Here is an 18,699-nt window from a genome sequence, read left to right on the forward strand (position 1 = left end):
CAAACTATAAACCCATCGCCAGAGAGTTTTTCTCTCTGAAAAAGCCGCTTATCACAGTGCATAAATTTGCCGCTGCTTTAATCAGCCAATATTCACTGTGAGGTATTTGCTAAAGCCGGTAACGACCAAACGGATATTTAGTCAGGCTCTGAAAACAGTTCATACAAAACAGAACGTGACTGTGATCTATTCAGCAAAAATTTAAATAGGATTATCGCGAGGGTTCACACATGTTATTTACTATCCAACTTATCATAATACTGATATGTCTGTTTTATGGTGCCAGAAAGGGTGGTATCGCGCTGGGTTTATTAGGCGGTATCGGTCTGGTCATTCTGGTCTTCGTCTTCCACCTTCAGCCAGGTAAACCACCGGTTGATGTCATGCTGGTTATCATTGCGGTGGTGGCGGCATCGGCGACCTTGCAAGCTTCGGGCGGTCTTGATGTCATGCTGCAAATTGCCGAGAAGCTGCTGCGCCGCAACCCGAAATATGTCTCAATTGTCGCGCCGTTTGTGACCTGTACGCTGACCATTCTTTGCGGTACGGGTCATGTGGTTTACACCATTCTGCCGATCATCTACGACGTCGCCATTAAGAACAACATCCGTCCGGAACGCCCGATGGCGGCAAGTTCTATCGGTGCACAGATGGGGATTATCGCCAGTCCGGTGTCGGTTGCAGTCGTGTCTCTGGTTGCGATGCTGGGTAATGTCACCTTTGATGGTCGCCATCTTGAGTTCCTCGACCTGCTGGCAATCACCATTCCATCGACGTTAATCGGTATCCTGGCGATCGGTATCTTCAGCTGGTTCCGCGGTAAAGATCTGGATAAAGACGAAGAGTTCCAGAAATTCATCTCCGTACCGGAAAACCGTGAGTATGTTTACGGTGATACCGCGACGCTGCTCGATAAAAAACTGCCGAAAAGCAACTGGCTTGCAATGTGGATCTTCCTCGGGGCAATCGCTGTAGTCGCACTTCTTGGTGCTGATTCGGACCTGCGTCCATCCTTCGGTGGCAAACCGCTGTCGATGGTACTGGTTATTCAGATGTTTATGCTGCTTACCGGGGCGCTGATTATTATCCTGACCAAAACCAATCCCGCGTCTATCTCAAAAAACGAAGTCTTCCGTTCCGGTATGATCGCCATCGTGGCGGTGTACGGTATCGCATGGATGGCTGAAACCATGTTCGGTGCGCATATGTCTGAAATTCAGGGCGTACTGGGTGAAATGGTGAAAGAGTATCCGTGGGCCTATGCCATTGTTCTGCTGCTGGTTTCCAAGTTTGTAAACTCTCAGGCTGCGGCGCTGGCGGCGATTGTTCCGGTCGCGCTGGCGATCGGCGTTGATCCGGCATACATCGTGGCTTCAGCACCGGCTTGCTACGGTTATTACATCCTGCCGACTTATCCGAGCGATCTGGCAGCGATTCAGTTTGACCGTTCCGGCACCACCCACATCGGTCGCTTCGTCATCAACCACAGCTTTATTCTGCCGGGGTTGATTGGTGTGAGCGTATCGTGCGTCTTCGGCTGGATCTTCGCCGCGATGTACGGGTTCTTATAAATGCACTTTGCGTGCCGCCCGTGACTACGCGGCACGCCATTTTCGAATAACAAATACAGAGTTACAGGCTGGAAGCTATGTCAAACAAACCCTTTATCTACCAGGCACCTTTCCCGATGGGGAAAGACAATACCGAATACTATCTACTCACTTCCGATTACGTTAGCGTTGCCGACTTCGACGGCGAAACAATCCTGAAAGTGGAACCAGAAGCCCTGACTCTGCTGGCGCAGCAAGCCTTTCACGACGCTTCTTTCATGCTCCGCCCGGCACACCAGAAACAGGTCGCGGCTATTCTTCAAGATCCAGAAGCCAGCGAAAACGACAAGTACGTGGCGCTGCAATTCTTAAGAAACTCCGAAATCGCCGCCAAAGGCGTGCTGCCGACCTGCCAGGACACCGGCACTGCGATCATCGTCGGTAAAAAAGGCCAGCGCGTGTGGACCGGTGGCGGTGATGAAGAAGCGCTGTCGAAAGGCGTCTATAACACCTATATCGAAGACAACCTGCGCTATTCACAGAATGCGGCGCTGGACATGTACAAAGAGGTCAACACCGGCACTAACCTGCCTGCGCAAATCGACCTGTACGCGGTAGATGGCGATGAGTACAAATTCCTCTGTGTCGCTAAAGGCGGCGGCTCTGCCAACAAAACCTATCTCTACCAGGAAACCAAAGCCCTGCTGACTCCCGGCAAACTGAAAAACTTCCTCGTTGAGAAAATGCGTACCCTCGGTACTGCAGCCTGCCCGCCGTACCATATCGCGTTTGTGATTGGCGGTACGTCTGCGGAAACCAACCTGAAAACCGTCAAGTTAGCAAGCGCTCACTATTACGATGAACTGCCGACGGAAGGGAACGAACATGGTCAGGCGTTCCGCGATGTCCAGCTGGAACAGGAACTGCTGGAAGAGGCCCAGAAACTCGGTCTTGGCGCGCAGTTTGGTGGTAAATACTTCGCGCACGACATTCGCGTTATCCGTCTGCCACGTCACGGTGCATCCTGCCCGGTAGGCATGGGCGTCTCCTGCTCCGCTGACCGTAACATTAAAGCGAAAATCAACCGCGAAGGTATCTGGATCGAAAAACTGGAACACAACCCAGGCCAGTACATTCCGGAAGAACTGCGCCAGGCCGGTGAAGGCGAAGCGGTGAAAGTTGACCTTAACCGCCCGATGAAAGAGATCCTCGCCCAGCTTTCGCAATACCCGGTATCCACCCGCTTGTCGCTCACCGGCACCATTATTGTGGGTCGAGATATTGCACACGCCAAGCTGAAAGAGCTGATTGACGCCGGTAAAGAACTGCCGCAGTACATCAAAGATCACCCGATCTACTACGCGGGTCCGGCGAAAACCCCTGCCGGTTATCCATCAGGTTCACTTGGCCCAACCACCGCAGGTCGTATGGACTCCTACGTGGATCTGCTGCAATCCCACGGCGGCAGCATGATCATGCTGGCGAAAGGCAACCGCAGCCAGCAGGTTACCGACGCGTGTCATAAACACGGCGGCTTCTACCTCGGTAGCATCGGCGGTCCGGCGGCGGTACTGGCGCAGCAGAGCATCAAGCATCTGGAATGCGTCGCTTATCCGGAGCTGGGTATGGAAGCTATCTGGAAAATCGAAGTAGAAGATTTCCCGGCGTTTATCCTGGTCGATGACAAAGGTAACGACTTCTTCCAGCAAATCGTCAACAAACAGTGCGCGAACTGCACTAAGTAACCTCTTCGGCCCAGCGCCTGGCAGCATGCTGCCAGGTGATCCCCCTGGGCCACCTCTTTTGCGATTGTAATTTCACGCTTGCTGGTGAATAGTCAGTATTTTCCCTGACTTGCGAACTCACCATGACCCGCACACTCAAGCCGTTAATTCTTAACACCGGCGCACTGGCGCTAACGTTAATCCTGATTTATACCGGCATTTCGGCCCATGACAAACTCACCTGGCTGATGGAAGTGACACCGGTGATTATTGTCGTGCCGCTACTGCTTGCCACCGCCAGACGTTATCCGTTAACGCCGCTGCTCTATACGCTCATTTTCTTTCACGCCATCATCCTGATGGTCGGCGGACAATACACCTACGCGAAAGTCCCCGTTGGTTTTGAGGTGCAGGAATGGCTGGGGTTGAGCCGTAATCCGTATGACAAACTGGGGCATTTTTTCCAGGGGCTGGTGCCTGCACTGGTGGCACGAGAGATCCTTGTGCGCGGTATGTACGTTCGCGGACATAAGATGGTGGCGTTTCTGGTCTGCTGCGTGGCGCTGGCGATAAGCGCGATGTATGAATTAATCGAGTGGTGGGCGGCGCTGGCAATGGGCCAGGGAGCGGATGATTTTCTCGGCACCCAGGGCGACCAGTGGGACACGCAATCCGATATGTTCTGCGCGCTGCTTGGCGCATTAACGACGGTGATATTTCTCGCTCGCTTTCATTGCCGCCAGCTACGGCGCTTTGGCTTGATAACCGGATAACAACGTGCGCTTTGTTGACGCCGGATGCGGCGTGAATTCCTTATCCGGTCTACAAAATTTGCAAATCCAAAGCATTACATTAAGACATGGCCTGATAAACATATCGCATCAGGCCATTTTCGTTAGCTATTGTCCACGTCAGGCTTTCACATCACTCACTGCACCGACCGGAATATCAGCATGAACAGGCTCGGGCGGTACTTTGCGATATTTATCCAGCAGATGGATCTGGATCCTGCGCAGCGTGTCACCATTGAGGCGATAGAAACGGAAGTAGAGAATCAGCGTTACCATGAAAAACAGAGTCGGTAGAGCAATCATAATAAACTGCATACCTAATAGGGCTTGCGTAGACTGTTCAACATTCGGTACATAGCCAATCATCCCTAACACAACCGCAATGAAAAAAGCCGCAAAGGCTGAACCGCCCTTCACCACCATAGTCTGCACGGAGTAAGCGATGCTTTCACAGCGTACGTGCAGTTTATATTCACCGTAATCAACGGTATCTGCCACCATGATGACCTGTAATACCCAGAAAAGCGCCGTTCCCACATTCAGCAAGATACCCGCAATCACAATGAGGACGACGTTGTGATAGCTCATTAATGCCATTAACAGGAGAACACCACAGCTTAACACCGGAAGAATAGATGCTCCGGCCCATAAAATGCGTCGGGATAATGATTTAACTAAGCGTGGGAAGAATACTAACGTCACCAGATTAGCAGCTCCCGCATACGACAGATAATAGGGGAACAAATCCGCATCACCGATAACATATGAGAAATAATAGATAGCAAAGCCGGTAATAATATTGCTGGCTACATTATAAGCAAGAGCCATACCCAAGAGGCATGAAAGCTGATCGTTTTTATAAATAAGCGCAACGATGGCTTTAAGTGTCAGATGGCTTCCTTCAGCAGACGGTTGATTGTCTGACGAAAAGACTTCATGCACATTGCGCAGAGTGATGATGGTTGAAACAATAAAAAAGGCGATCAGTACCAGAGTGAACATCTGAAAGCCAAATCCCCGATCGCCACCGCCGACATAATTAACAAATGGTAGCGTCACACCTGCCGTAACAAAGCCCGCCAGACTGGCAAAAAAACGCGGATAAGGAACCAGTTGTTCGCGCTCACGTTTATCGAGCGTTATGGTTGGAACCAGCGACCAGAAGGGAATATCCATAATGGTGTAAGTCATGCCCCAGAGGATGTAGGTCACGCAAACAAAGACAATCTGAGTAGTACCTTCAAACAGATGCGCACTAAAGAGGAGAAATAAGATTACAGAGTTTGCCAACGTACCGATCAGGATCCAGGGTTTGAACTTACCCCATCGCGATCGCGTAGCATTTACAATCCATCCCATAATCGGATCGTTAATAGCATCCCAGATCCTCGCCACCAGAAACAAAGTACCGACCAAACCCACAGACAGCCCGACGACATCGGTGTAGTAATACATGAGGTACATATACACAATGCCGATCGCAAAATCCTTCCCGAACGCTCCAAATCCATAACTGAGTTTTGTAGTCATTGAAATGCTCATAGGGTATCGGGTCGTTGTTACCAACGCCCGCCTTCTGTTATTGGTATCGTCAGAAGTGTGCGCCGGAATAAATCCCCCGGCGCAGTAGCGTTTAGTCGCGTTTTAACGGTGCAACCAGCCAGGCAGCCAGTCGCCGTGGGCAGCAATCAAGTCGTCAACAAGAGCATATATTTCGTCAATGCCCAGCACGGCGGCAGTATGCGGGTCCATCATCGCGGCGTGGTAAACACGGTCGCGATTTTCCGTAAGAATGGCTTCGGTCAGCAGCGTCTGTACGTTGATGTTGGTTTGCATCAGAGCGGCCAGATGCGAAGGTAGCGTACCGACTTTGGTCGGCTGAATGCCATTAGCATCAACCAGACAGGCTACTTCCACGCAACATCCTTGTGGCAGGTTATCAATCAAACCATCGTTACGGACGTTGCCGTAAATCACACTCGGCTCGCCAGTCCAGATAGCGTTCATGATTGTGCTGGCATATTCCCGTGACGGTTTAATATCAATCCGGGAGGCGTTTTTATACTCCTCCAGCTCTTTATGCCAGTTCGCCAGCTGCTCGACGCAGCGTTTCGGGTACTCATCCAGCGGTACTTTATAACGCTCAATCAAATCCTCACGACCTGGCTTAATAAACCACGGTGTGTACTCAGCAAAATGTTCTGACGATTCCGTGACGAAGTAGCCCAGCTTTTTGAACATTTCATAGCGCACAATATTCTGGCAGCGAGTATTGCCATGAATATTCGGCTTCGGTGCCTGCCCTGCTTCATAAGCCGCCAGCAGTTCCGGGTAGAGATTCACGTAACTGCCGTCGGCGGTTTTGCGCTCCAGTTCCAGGTAAAACGCCATATGGTTGATACCTGCGCAACGGTAACGCAGCGTAGCCGGGTCGATATTGAGGTCACGCGCCAGCTCTTCCGCCGTTCCCTGCACCGAATGGCACAGCCCTACCTGTTTGATATGCGGATAGCGGGCATACATCGCCCAGGTATTCATCGCCATTGGGTTAACGTAGTTGAGCATGGTGGCATCGGGGCAGACTTCCGTCATGTCCTCGCAAATTTGCCACAGATGCGGAATGGTACGTAGCGCGCGCATAATACCGCCCGGCCCCAACGTATCGGCAATGGTTTGTTCCAGACCATGCCGCTTACAGACCTCGAAATCAGTCACCGTGCAAGGTTCATAACCGCCAATCTGAAATGCCACCACGACAAAATCGGCATCCTGTAAGGCTTCTTTCTGTTGGGTGTGGCAGGTGATTTTGCCGCTGGCCCCTGCTGAATCCATCAGCTTGCGCACCACAATATGCGACTCTTCCAGGCGAGTGGGATCAATGTCCATCAGGGCAATATGCGCCGTTTTCAGCGCCTCGCGATGGAACACATCACCAAGAATATTTTTAACGAAAATCGTCGAACCAGCGCCGATAAATGTAATTTTGGGTGCAGACATCATGCAGATCTCCTGGCTTGCTTGAATAACTTCATCATGGCAGGCGAATCTGCAGAAAACCTCCGGCTTCCAGGTTGAGCATTCCCATAAACTCAGATCCTACGTGAAGCATCAATAAATCTGAGTTTATGGGAATAAATTACCTGAAAAGCAGAGTTTTCGGCCTCATGATGCTCGGACGCTCCCCTCGCCGCTGTGGGAAGAGGGTGAAAACCGTGCTCCCACTCGCAGTCATCCTCCCTCACTCCTGCCATAATTCTGATATTCCAGGAAAGAGAGCCATCCATGAATACAGATACGTTTATGTGCAGCAGCGACGAAAAACAGACCCGCAGCCCGCTGTCGCTGTATTCGGAATACCAGCGGATGGAGATTGAGTTTCGCGCACCGCATATCATGCCCACCAGCCACTGGCATGGTCAGGTCGAAGTGAATGTGCCTTTCGATGGCGATGTGGAATACCTGATCAACAATGAAAAAGTGAATATCAATCAGGGTCATATCACGCTGTTCTGGGCCTGTACACCGCACCAACTAACAGATACCGGAACCTGTCAGAGCATGGCGATTTTTAATCTGCCGATGCATCTGTTTCTCTCCTGGCCGCTGGATAAAGACCTGATTAACCACGTCACTCACGGCATGGTGATCAAATCACTGGCCACACAGCAACTTAGCCCGTTTGAAGTGCGCCGCTGGCAGCAGGAATTGAACAGTCCGAACGAGCAAATTCGCCAGCTCGCCATTGATGAAATTGGCCTGATGCTCAAGCGATTTAGCCTCTCTGGCTGGGAACCGATTCTGGTCAATAAAACCTCGCGCACACACAAAAACAGCGTCTCGCGCCATGCGCAATTTTATGTTAGCCAGATGCTGGGCTTTATTGCCGAAAACTATGATCAGGCGCTGACCATCAACGATGTGGCTGAGCACGTCAAACTTAACGCCAACTATGCAATGGGGATATTCCAGCGGGTCATGCAATTGACGATGAAACAGTACATAACCGCGATGCGCATCAACCACGTTCGCGCGTTACTGAGCGATACCGATAAAAGTATTCTCGATATTGCCCTGACGGCAGGCTTTCGTTCAAGTAGTCGTTTTTACAGCACGTTCGGCAAATATGTCGGCATGTCACCGCAACAATACCGCAAACTTAGCCAACAGCGCCGCCAGACGTTTCCCGGCTAAAGACGATATCAGTATCAGCCAAAAAAATAGTTTAGCCGTCGATAATAAGCAGTGAAAATAATTTAAAATAATCACATAACATATTGTTTATAAAAATAAATATTTCAAAAATGTTTGTTTTTCACGCGCTTTACAGCCCGAAAAGGCCGGAAGATACTTGCCCGCAACGAAGATTCCTTCATAACCGGGTAAGCAATGATGAAAGTATTAATTGTTGAAAGCGAGTTTCTCCATCAAGACACCTGGGTCGGTAACGCCGTTGAGCGTCTGGCAGATGCTTTAAGCCAGCAAAATGTTACCGTGATTAAATCCACCTCCTTTGATGATGGTTTTGCCATTCTCTCTTCAAACGAAGCCATTGACTGCCTGATGTTCAGCTATCAAATGGAACATCCGGACGAACATCAAAACGTCAGACAATTGATCGGTAAGCTTCATGAGCGCCAACAAAACGTGCCGGTCTTCCTGTTGGGCGATCGGGAAAAAGCCCTCGCCGCAATGGACCGGGATCTGCTGGAGCTTGTCGATGAATTCGCCTGGATTCTGGAAGATACCGCCGACTTTATCGCCGGACGCGCCGTTGCCGCGATGACCCGCTACCGCCAGCAGCTGTTGCCGCCACTGTTCAGCGCGCTGATGAAATATAGCGACATCCATGAATATTCCTGGGCAGCGCCAGGCCACCAGGGTGGCGTTGGTTTTACCAAAACACCCGCCGGACGTTTCTACCATGACTACTATGGTGAAAACCTGTTCCGCACCGACATGGGCATCGAACGCACTTCCCTCGGTTCTTTGCTTGACCATACTGGCGCATTTGGCGAAAGCGAAAAATATGCCGCACGCGTATTTGGTGCCGATCGCTCCTGGTCGGTAGTCGTCGGTACTTCCGGCTCTAACCGCACCATCATGCAGGCTTGCATGACCGATAACGATGTCGTGGTCGTTGACCGTAACTGCCATAAATCCATCGAACAAGGCTTGATGCTGACAGGCGCGAAACCGGTCTACATGGTGCCAAGCCGCAACCGCTACGGCATTATCGGGCCAATCTATCCGCAGGAAATGCAACCTGAAACCTTGCAGAAGAAAATCAGTGAAAGCCCGCTGACTAAAGACAAAGCCGGGCAAAAACCGTCTTACTGCGTGGTGACCAACTGCACCTATGACGGCGTGTGTTATAACGCTAAAGAAGCGCAGGATCTGCTGGAAAAAACCTCCGATCGTCTGCACTTTGACGAAGCCTGGTACGGCTATGCACGTTTCAACCCGATCTATGCCGATCACTATGCCATGCGCGGCGAACCTGGCGATCACAACGGCCCTACCGTTTTCGCCACCCACTCCACCCACAAACTGCTGAATGCGCTGTCACAGGCCTCTTATATTCATGTACGTGAAGGTCGTGGGGCGATTAACTTCTCCCGCTTCAACCAGGCCTACATGATGCATGCCACCACCTCCCCGCTGTATGCCATCTGCGCATCCAACGACGTGGCGGTGTCGATGATGGACGGCAACAGCGGCCTGTCACTGACTCAGGAAGTGATCGACGAAGCGGTTGATTTCCGTCAGGCGATGGCGCGGCTGTATAAAGAGTTCACCGCTGACGGTAGCTGGTTCTTCAAACCGTGGAACAAAGAAGTCGTCACCGACCCACAAACCGGCAAAACCTATGACTTTGCTGACGCACCAACCAAACTGCTGACCACCGTTCAGGACTGCTGGGTCATGCATCCGGGCGAAAGCTGGCACGGCTTCAAAGATATTCCGGATAACTGGAGTATGCTCGACCCAATTAAAGTCAGCATCCTTGCTCCGGGAATGGGTGAAGATGGTGAACTGGAAGAAACCGGTGTTCCGGCGGCGCTGGTCACTGCCTGGCTTGGTCGCCACGGCATTGTGCCTACCCGCACCACTGACTTCCAAATCATGTTCCTGTTCTCTATGGGCATAACCCGTGGGAAATGGGGGACTCTGGTTAACACCCTTTGCTCCTTCAAACGCCACTATGACGCCAACACACCGCTGGCGCAGGTGATGCCGGAACTTGTTGAACAATATCCTGACACTTACGCGAACATGGGGATTCACGATCTGGGTGACACCATGTTTGCCTGGCTGAAAGAAAACAACCCTGGCGCACGGTTGAACGAAGCCTATTCCGGCCTGCCGGTGGCGGAAATCACCCCACGTGAAGCGTACAACGCGATTGTCGACAACAATGTCGAACTGGTATCCATTGAAAATCTGCCAGGACGCATCGCGGCAAACTCAGTTATCCCGTATCCGCCAGGAATCCCGATGCTGCTGTCTGGTGAAAACTTCGGCGATAAAAACAGTCCGCAAGTAAGTTATTTACGCTCGCTGCAATCCTGGGACCATCATTTCCCTGGGTTTGAACACGAAACAGAAGGGACAGAAATTATTGACGGTATTTACCACATTATGTGTGTGAAAGCGTAACCACTATTCCGCTGAAGGCGTAATTGTTAAATAACATTACGCCGCCTGGCTTGAGGCCTTTTAAGTATGGCAACGTTTTCATAAAAATTGCTGCAAACAAAAAATGTCATGCTTTTTGCGCGGTCCCACCCCGCGCTTTTTTTTGCCTGTTATTTATCCTTTTTTTAGCCTGTAAAAAAATATGTACATGAGAAATTACTATAAAAATTTGTAATATTAGTAAAACTCGTTATTTTTATGCATGTTTATATTCATCATACAATTATATAACCATTTCCCGGTATCGCTTTGCTTTAGCGAGAACTGGTCTTTTATTCGCACTCAGGAGTACATGTATGAGGATTTGCAGCGACCAACCTTGTATTGTTTTATTGACTGAAAAAGATGTCTGGATAAGGGTGAATGGGAAAGAACCTATTAGCCTTAAAGCTAACCATATGGCGTTATTAAATTGTGAAAATAATATTATCGACGTCTCCTCTCTTAATAACACTTTGGTTGCTCATATTAGTCACGACATCATCAAAGATTACCTCCGGTTTCTGAATAAAGATCTCTCGCAAATACCAGTATGGCAACGTAGCGCTACGCCCATCCTCACTCTGCCATGCCTGACGCCAGACGTCTTTCGCGTTGCCGCGCAACATAGCATGATGCCCGCTGAAACTGAGTCAGAAAAGGAACGAACACGTGCATTATTATTCACTGTGCTATCCCGTTTTCTCGACAGTAAAAAATTCCTTTCACTAATGATGTATATGTTACGTAATTGTGTAAGTGACAGCGTTTATCAAATTATTGAAAGCGATATCCACAAAGACTGGAATCTTAGTATGGTAGCCAGTTGTTTATGTCTTAGCCCAAGTCTGTTAAAGAAAAAGCTGAAAAGCGAAAACACCAGTTATAGCCAAATAATCACCACCTGCCGCATGCGTTATGCCGTAAATGAATTAATGATGGACGGTAAAAATATCTCTCAGGTATCACAGTCCTGCGGCTACAACAGTACGTCGTACTTTATTTCTGTCTTTAAAGACTTCTACGGTATGACGCCTCTGCATTATGTTAGTCAGCACAGAGAACGCACTGTCGCCTGATTTTTAACCTTAACGAAGAGCTATATTAATAACGGCATCAGCGATAACCCGGTCGATAATAATTCAACTATCGAATGCAGGCGTATGATATGACGTAATTTATTGTCACGAAGCTCGCCTTCGCAGGAGTTTAATTATGTCTTCGGATGCTGATGCTCACAAAGTGGGCTTAATCCCCGTCACCCTGATGGTGTCGGGGAATATTATGGGGTCAGGTGTTTTTCTGTTACCTGCAAACCTGGCCTCCACTGGCGGGATTGCCATTTATGGATGGTTGGTGACGATTATCGGTGCGCTGGGGCTCTCGATGGTATACGCCAAAATGTCGTTCCTCGACCCAAGTCCTGGTGGTTCTTACGCTTACGCCCGCCGCTGCTTTGGGCCGTTTCTCGGTTATCAAACCAACGTCCTCTACTGGCTGGCCTGCTGGATCGGCAATATCGCCATGGTGGTCATTGGCGTAGGTTATTTAAGTTACTTCTTCCCGATTCTGAAAGATCCATTGGTATTAACCATCACCTGCGTCGTGGTGCTGTGGATCTTCGTCCTGCTGAACATTGTCGGTCCGAAAATGATCACCCGTGTGCAGGCCGTTGCCACCGTGCTGGCGCTGATCCCCATCGTCGGGATTGCCGTATTTGGCTGGTTCTGGTTCCGTGGTGAAACCTATATGGCGGCATGGAACGTCAGCGGCCTGGGCACCTTCGGCGCGATTCAAAGTACCCTTAACGTTACGCTGTGGTCGTTCATCGGTGTGGAAAGTGCCTCCGTTGCCGCAGGTGTGGTGAAAAACCCGAAACGCAACGTCCCTATCGCCACCATTGGTGGGGTATTGATTGCCGCCGTTTGCTATGTGCTCTCCACCACCGCGATTATGGGGATGATCCCTAATGCCGCACTGCGCGTTTCTGCCTCGCCATTCGGTGATGCCGCACGGATGGCGTTGGGTGACACCGCCGGGGCCATTGTTTCCTTCTGCGCAGCTGCGGGTTGCTTAGGTTCACTGGGCGGCTGGACGTTGCTGGCGGGTCAAACGGCGAAAGCCGCTGCCGATGACGGACTGTTCCCACCGATTTTTGCCCGTGTAAATAAAGCGGGTACGCCAGTGGCAGGGCTGATTATCGTCGGTATTTTGATGACCATCTTCCAGCTCAGTAGCATTTCGCCAAACGCGACTAAAGAGTTCGGTCTGGTGTCTTCCGTGTCGGTCATCTTTACACTGGTGCCATATCTTTACACCTGTGCGGCGTTACTGCTGCTCGGCCACGGTCACTTTGGTAAAGCACGCCCGGCATATCTGGCAGTGACTACCATTGCCTTCCTCTACTGCATCTGGGCCGTGGTCGGGTCCGGGGCGAAAGAGGTTATGTGGTCATTTGTCACCCTGATGGTAATCACCGCCATGTATGCGCTGAATTACAACCGGCTGCATAAAAACCCGTATCCCTTAGATGCACCAATAAGCAAAGATTAATTCCCCTTAATCAAGCAAACATAAAAGCCAACCTTAAGAACTTAAGGTTGGCTTAATTTTGCTTTGCGAGCATATGCGCACTTTGTTCGATGGAAACACCGTGATGTTGAAGCGCCTACTAAAAAGACCCTCTTTGAATTTACTCGCCTGGCTATTGTTGGCCGCTTTTTATATCTCTATCTGCCTGAATATTGCCTTTTTTAAACAGGTGTTGCAGGCGCTGCCGCTGGACTCGCTGCATAACGTACTGGTTTTCTTGTCGATGCCGGTCGTCGCCTTCAGCGTGATTAATATTGTCCTGACACTAAGCTCTTTCTTATGGCTTAATCGACCGCTGGCCTGCCTGTTTATTCTGGTCGGCGCAGCTGCACAATATTTCATAATGACTTACGGCATCGTCATCGACCGCTCGATGATAGCCAATATTATTGATACCACTCCGGCAGAAAGTTATGCGTTGATGACACCGCAAATGTTATTAACGCTGGGATTCAGCGGCGTGCTTGCTGCGCTGATTGCCTGCTGGATTAAAATCAAACCTGCCACCTCGCGCCTGCGCAGTGTTCTTTTCCGTGGAGCCAATATTCTGGTGTCTGTACTGCTGATTTTGCTGGTCGCCGCACTGTTTTATAAAGACTACGCCTCATTGTTCCGCAACAACAAAGAGCTGGTGAAGTCCTTAAGCCCCTCTAACAGCATTGTTGCCAGCTGGTCATGGTACTCCCATCAGCGACTGGCAAATCTGCCGCTGGTGCGAATTGGTGAAGATGCGCACCGCAACCCATTAATGCAGAACGAGACACGTAAAAATTTGACCATCCTGATTGTCGGCGAAACCTCGCGGGCGGAGAACTTCTCCCTCAATGGCTACCCGCGTGAAACTAACCCGCGGCTGGCGAAAGATAACGTGGTCTATTTCCCTAATACCGCATCTTGCGGCACGGCAACGGCAGTTTCAGTACCGTGCATGTTCTCGGATATGCCGCGAGAGCACTACAAAGAAGAGCTGGCACAGCACCAGGAAGGCGTGCTGGATATCATTCAGCGAGCGGGCATCAACGTGCTGTGGAATGACAACGATGGCGGCTGTAAAGGTGCCTGCGACCGCGTGCCTCACCAGAACGTCACCGCGCTGAATCTGCCTGGTCAGTGCATCAACGGCGAATGCTATGACGAAGTGCTGTTCCACGGGCTGGAAGAGTACATCAATAACCTGCAGGGTGATGGCGTGATTGTCTTACACACCATCGGCAGCCACGGTCCGACCTATTACAACCGCTATCCGCCGCAGTTCAGGAAATTTACCCCAACCTGCGACACTAACGAGATCCAGACCTGTACCAAAGAGCAACTGGTGAACACTTACGACAACACGCTGGTTTACGTCGACTATATTGTTGATAAAGCGATTAATCTGCTGAAAGAACATCAGGATAAATTTACCACCAGCCTGGTTTATCTTTCTGACCACGGTGAGTCGTTAGGTGAAAATGGCATCTATCTGCACGGTCTGCCTTATGCCATCGCCCCGGATAGCCAAAAACAGGTGCCAATGCTGCTGTGGCTGTCGGAGGATTATCAAAAACGGTATCAGGTTGACCAGAACTGCCTGCAAAAACAGGCGCAAACGCAACACTATTCACAAGATAATTTATTCTCCACGCTATTGGGATTAACTGGCGTTGAGACGAAGTATTACCAGGCTGCGGATGATATTCTGCAAACTTGCAGGAGAGTGAGTGAATGAAAATTCTGATTGTTGAAGACGATACGCTGTTATTGCAGGGATTGATTCTGGCGGCACAAACCGAAGGCTACGCGTGCGATGGCGTGACAACCGCGCGGATGGCGGAACAAAGCCTTGAGGCCGGTCATTACAGCCTGGTGGTACTGGATTTAGGGTTACCCGACGAAGATGGACTGCATTTTCTCGCCCGTATCCGGCAGAAAAAATACACCCTGCCGGTACTGATCCTCACCGCTCGCGATACGCTGACCGACAAAATCGCCGGGCTGGATGTCGGTGCCGATGACTATCTGGTGAAGCCTTTTGCGCTGGAAGAGTTACACGCCCGTATCCGCGCCCTGCTACGACGCCATAATAATCAGGGCGAAAGTGAGCTGATTGTTGGCAATCTGACGCTGAATATGGGTCGCCGTCAGGTATGGATGGGCGGTGAAGAGTTGATTCTGACGCCCAAAGAATATGCTCTGCTGTCACGGTTAATGCTCAAAGCAGGCAGTCCGGTGCATCGGGAAATTCTCTACAACGACATCTATAACTGGGACAATGAACCCTCGACCAACACCCTGGAAGTGCATATCCACAATCTGCGCGACAAAGTGGGCAAAGCCCGTATCCGCACCGTGCGCGGCTTTGGCTATATGCTGGTCGCGAATGAGGAAAACTAATTGAATCTGATGCGTTTTCTGCGCCGACCAATATCGCTGCGCCAACGGCTGATATTGACCATTGGGGCCATTTTGTTGGTGTTTGAGCTGATCAGCGTCTTCTGGCTATGGCATGAAAGTACCGAGCAGATTCAGCTGTTTGAGCAGGCGCTACGCGACAATCGCAACAACGATCGCCACATCATGCGTGAGATCCGCGAGGCGGTCGCCAGCCTGATCGTCCCCGGCGTCTTTATGGTCAGCCTGACGCTATTTATCTGCTATCAGGCGGTACGCCGCATCACCCGGCCGCTGGCGGAGCTGCAAAAAGAGCTGGAAGCGCGCACCGCCGACAACTTAACGCCTATTGCCATTCACAGCGCCACCCTCGAAATCGAAGCGGTGGTTTCGGCGTTGAACGATCTGGTCAGTCGCCTGACCAGCACGCTGGATAACGAAAGGTTGTTTACCGCTGACGTCGCGCACGAACTGCGAACGCCACTGGCGGGGGTGCGTTTGCATCTGGAACTGCTGGCGAAAACGCATCACATTGATGTAGCACCGTTAGTGGCTCGACTTGATCAGATGATGGAGAGTGTCTCCCAGCTGCTGCAACTGGCGCGTGCCGGACAGTCATTTTCTTCCGGTAATTATCAACATGTAAAACTGCTGGAAGATGTCATTCTCCCCTCGTATGACGAACTCAGTACCATGCTCGACCAGCGACAGCAAACCCTGCTATTGCCAGAGAGCGCCGCCGACATCACCGTTCAGGGTGATGCAACCCTGCTGCGGATGTTATTGCGAAACCTGGTAGAAAACGCCCATCGTTACAGCCCGCAAGGCAGCAACATTATGATTAAGCTGCAAGAAGATGGCGGAGCGGTCATGGCCGTTGAAGATGAAGGACCGGGTATTGATGAGAGTAAATGCGGGGAGTTGAGTAAAGCGTTTGTACGTATGGACAGCCGTTATGGCGGGATTGGTCTGGGGTTAAGTATTGTCAGCCGCATTACACAGTTGCATCACGGGCAGTTTTTCCTGCAAAACCGGCAAGAGACTTCCGGCACGCGGGCCTGGGTACGGCTGAAGAAAGATCAGTACGTGGCAAACCAGATATAAAGAAAGCTGCTGACCACCAGCACGCTGAACACGGTAGTTAAACTTTCATAAACACGGTTTTTCATTGCACTCTCCTCCGTTAACCTGGAGGAGAGTATGCGCGTCAGAGATTAAGTGAACCTTAAGACTTCAATTGGCCTGATAAGACAGCGTCACATCAGGCCATCCGTTTCAGCTTATTCATCAATTCGCGGATGTTGCTGCACCAGGCGAGTACGTTTCGCCTGCAAATCGGCAATCTCGTGGTCAATATCATCGATTTTCTGCTCGATATTATCGTAATGCTCGACGAGAATTTCCTTCGCTTCCTGTATATCTGACGCCGCCGGTGTCGCACCTTTCAACGGACGATTTGCCGTCTCTTTCATGGTTACGCCGGTGATTAAACCAACCACCGCCACTACCATCAGGTAATAGGCAGGCATCATCAGATTCTGCGAGCTTTCGACCAGCCAGGCCGCCAGTGTTGGCGTCAGACCGGCAACCAGCACCGAAATATTAAATGCCGCCGCCAGCGCGCTGTATCGGATATGCGTCGGGAACATCGCTGGCAAGGTAGAAGCCATAACGCCCGTAAAGCAGTTAAGGATCACCGCCAGCATCAGTAACCCGGCAAAAATCAGGCCGATGACGTTACTGTTAATCAGAATAAACGCCGGGATCGCCAACACAAACAGTGCAACACTACCAAGTAGCACAAACGGACGACGGCCAAAACGGTCACTCAGCAAGCCCATCACCGGCTGGACAAACAGCATACCGATCATAATAGCGATAATAATCAGCACCCCGTGGTCTTCGGAGTAATGCAGGTTATGCGACAAATAACTCGGCATATAGGTCAGCAACATGTAGTAAGTCACGTTGGTGGCAATTACCAGACCAATACATGTCAACAGGCTGCGCCAGTGTTTGGTGGCAATCTCTTTAAACGAGACTTTCGGGCCATCCTGCAAACCTTCGCGGTCGCCCTGTTCCAGTTTATCAACATGCTGCTGGAACGCCGGAGTCTCTTCCAGCGCATGGCGCAGGTAAAGCCCGATAATCCCTAACGGCAGAGCAATAAAGAACGGAATACGCCAGCCCCAGTCGAGGAAGTTCGCTTCGCCGACAATGGTCGAAATTAACACCACCACGCCCGCACCCAGCACAAACCCGGCAATAGAACCGAAGTCCAGCCAGCTGCCCATAAATCCACGTTTACGGTCAGGTGAGTATTCCGCAACAAATATCGACGCCCCGGTATATTCACCACCAACCGAGAAACCTTGTGCCATCTTACAGATCAACAGCAAAATCGGTGCCCAAATACCAATCGTGTCGTAGGACGGTATTAAGCCAATACAGAACGTACTGATCGACATAATCACAATAGTGATAGCGAGGATCTTCTGGCGACCATATTTATCGCCCAACATACCAAAGAAGAGTCCACCAAGCGGTCGAATCAGAAAGGGAACGGAGAAAGTGGCAAGTGCAGCAACCATCTGCACGCTGGGGTCAGCCCCCGGGAAAAAAACTTTACCTAATGCGTAAGCAACAAAACCATAAACACCAAAATCGAACCATTCCATTGCATTACCCAGTGATGCTGCGGTAATGGCTTTACGCAGTTTACCGTCATCAATAATGGTGACATCACGAAGGGTAATCGGTTTTACTTTTTTCCTTTTCAGCATAGCTTTCCTCGCAGAGTTGGCCCATTTCCGCAAACGCCAGAAAAATCAGCGCGACGGCCGCAAAAGGGGAGCGGGAATTGCAGGATGCAATCTCTGTAACAAGCGTAGCGGGTTTGCTTACACCCTCCGGTTAAGGAATGTACAATCAAACCAGTTGACGCCTGAATTGGGCAGTTAATGACCTTTTTACCCTACCAGTGTTTAAATTTGTGAT

The 18,699-nt window shown here is 50.6% G+C and carries 14 protein-coding genes; 10 read left to right on the top strand and 4 right to left on the bottom strand.

Annotated features, from left to right (window positions below):
- Window positions 1-230: 230 nt before the first annotated feature.
- The 3 genes from dcuB to ACJHYD_RS08160 all read left to right on the top strand — a co-directional run bounded on the left by dcuB (window position 231) and on the right by ACJHYD_RS08160 (window position 4,047).
- On the top strand, window positions 231-1,571 hold the full coding sequence (gene dcuB, locus ACJHYD_RS08150; RefSeq protein ID WP_000899522.1) for an anaerobic C4-dicarboxylate transporter DcuB: 1,341 nt from the start codon (window positions 231-233) through the stop codon (window positions 1,569-1,571).
- A 77-nt stretch (window positions 1,572-1,648) separates the two neighbouring features.
- Window positions 1,649-3,295 carry a class I fumarate hydratase gene (gene fumB, locus ACJHYD_RS08155; protein WP_001550468.1) on the top strand — a complete coding sequence of 549 codons (1,647 nt, stop codon included), beginning with the start codon at window positions 1,649-1,651 and terminating at the stop codon, window positions 3,293-3,295.
- 122 nt (window positions 3,296-3,417) lie between these two features.
- On the top strand, window positions 3,418-4,047 hold the full coding sequence (locus ACJHYD_RS08160; protein WP_000198749.1) for a DUF2238 domain-containing protein: 630 nt from the start codon (window positions 3,418-3,420) through the stop codon (window positions 4,045-4,047).
- 138 nt (window positions 4,048-4,185) lie between these two features.
- On the opposite strand, the gene melB is transcribed toward ACJHYD_RS08160, so the two are convergent.
- Both melB and melA read right to left on the bottom strand, forming a co-directional pair.
- Complete coding sequence (gene melB / locus ACJHYD_RS08165) at window positions 4,186-5,607, bottom strand: melibiose:sodium transporter MelB (RefSeq protein ID WP_000028114.1); 1,422 nt, start codon at window positions 5,605-5,607, stop codon at window positions 4,186-4,188.
- A 102-nt stretch (window positions 5,608-5,709) separates the two neighbouring features.
- Complete coding sequence (gene melA, locus ACJHYD_RS08170; RefSeq protein ID WP_000986622.1) at window positions 5,710-7,065, bottom strand: alpha-galactosidase; 1,356 nt, start codon at window positions 7,063-7,065, stop codon at window positions 5,710-5,712.
- A gap of 282 nt (window positions 7,066-7,347) precedes the next feature.
- On the opposite strand from melA, the gene melR reads away from it, so the two are divergent.
- From melR to pmrB, 7 genes are all read left to right on the top strand, one after another.
- Window positions 7,348-8,256: a transcriptional regulator MelR gene (melR, locus tag ACJHYD_RS08175; RefSeq protein ID WP_001090758.1), complete on the top strand. Its 909-nt coding sequence runs from the start codon at window positions 7,348-7,350 to the stop codon at window positions 8,254-8,256.
- Between the two features lie 198 nt (window positions 8,257-8,454).
- Window positions 8,455-10,722, top strand: a complete 2,268-nt coding sequence (adiA, locus tag ACJHYD_RS08180; RefSeq protein WP_076797591.1) for an arginine decarboxylase — start codon at window positions 8,455-8,457, stop codon at window positions 10,720-10,722.
- 335 nt (window positions 10,723-11,057) lie between these two features.
- Entirely contained in the window at window positions 11,058-11,819 is a 762-nt protein-coding gene (adiY, locus tag ACJHYD_RS08185; protein WP_001217059.1) for a DNA-binding transcriptional activator AdiY, read from the top strand.
- A gap of 136 nt (window positions 11,820-11,955) precedes the next feature.
- Window positions 11,956-13,293 (top strand): arginine/agmatine antiporter, encoded by a 1,338-nt coding sequence (adiC, locus tag ACJHYD_RS08190; RefSeq protein WP_000093154.1) that lies wholly within the window; start codon window positions 11,956-11,958, stop codon window positions 13,291-13,293.
- 103 nt (window positions 13,294-13,396) lie between these two features.
- On the top strand, window positions 13,397-15,040 hold the full coding sequence (eptA, locus tag ACJHYD_RS08195) for a phosphoethanolamine transferase EptA (RefSeq protein ID WP_001309144.1): 1,644 nt from the start codon (window positions 13,397-13,399) through the stop codon (window positions 15,038-15,040).
- Window positions 15,037-15,705, top strand: coding sequence for a two-component system response regulator BasR (gene basR, locus ACJHYD_RS08200; RefSeq protein WP_000697915.1), 669 nt, complete (start codon window positions 15,037-15,039; stop codon window positions 15,703-15,705). The genes eptA and basR overlap by 4 nt, the downstream gene beginning before the upstream one ends.
- Window positions 15,706-16,806 (top strand): two-component system sensor histidine kinase PmrB, encoded by a 1,101-nt coding sequence (pmrB, locus tag ACJHYD_RS08205; protein ID WP_001052138.1) that lies wholly within the window; start codon window positions 15,706-15,708, stop codon window positions 16,804-16,806. It begins immediately after the preceding gene.
- Here pmrB and pmrR read toward each other — a convergent pair.
- Together pmrR and proP are read right to left on the bottom strand one after the other, a co-directional pair.
- Window positions 16,782-16,871: an LpxT activity modulator PmrR gene (pmrR, locus tag ACJHYD_RS08210; RefSeq protein WP_000797657.1), complete on the bottom strand. Its 90-nt coding sequence runs from the start codon at window positions 16,869-16,871 to the stop codon at window positions 16,782-16,784. The two genes, pmrB and pmrR, sit on opposite strands and share 25 nt — an antisense overlap.
- Window positions 16,872-16,982: 111 nt before the next feature.
- Window positions 16,983-18,485, bottom strand: coding sequence for a glycine betaine/L-proline transporter ProP (gene proP, locus ACJHYD_RS08215; protein WP_001305708.1), 1,503 nt, complete (start codon window positions 18,483-18,485; stop codon window positions 16,983-16,985).
- Window positions 18,486-18,699 lie beyond the last annotated feature (214 nt).

Source organism: Escherichia sp. WS1368 (assembly GCF_046487485.1).
Classification (GTDB): Bacteria; Pseudomonadota; Gammaproteobacteria; order Enterobacterales; family Enterobacteriaceae; genus Escherichia; species Escherichia coli.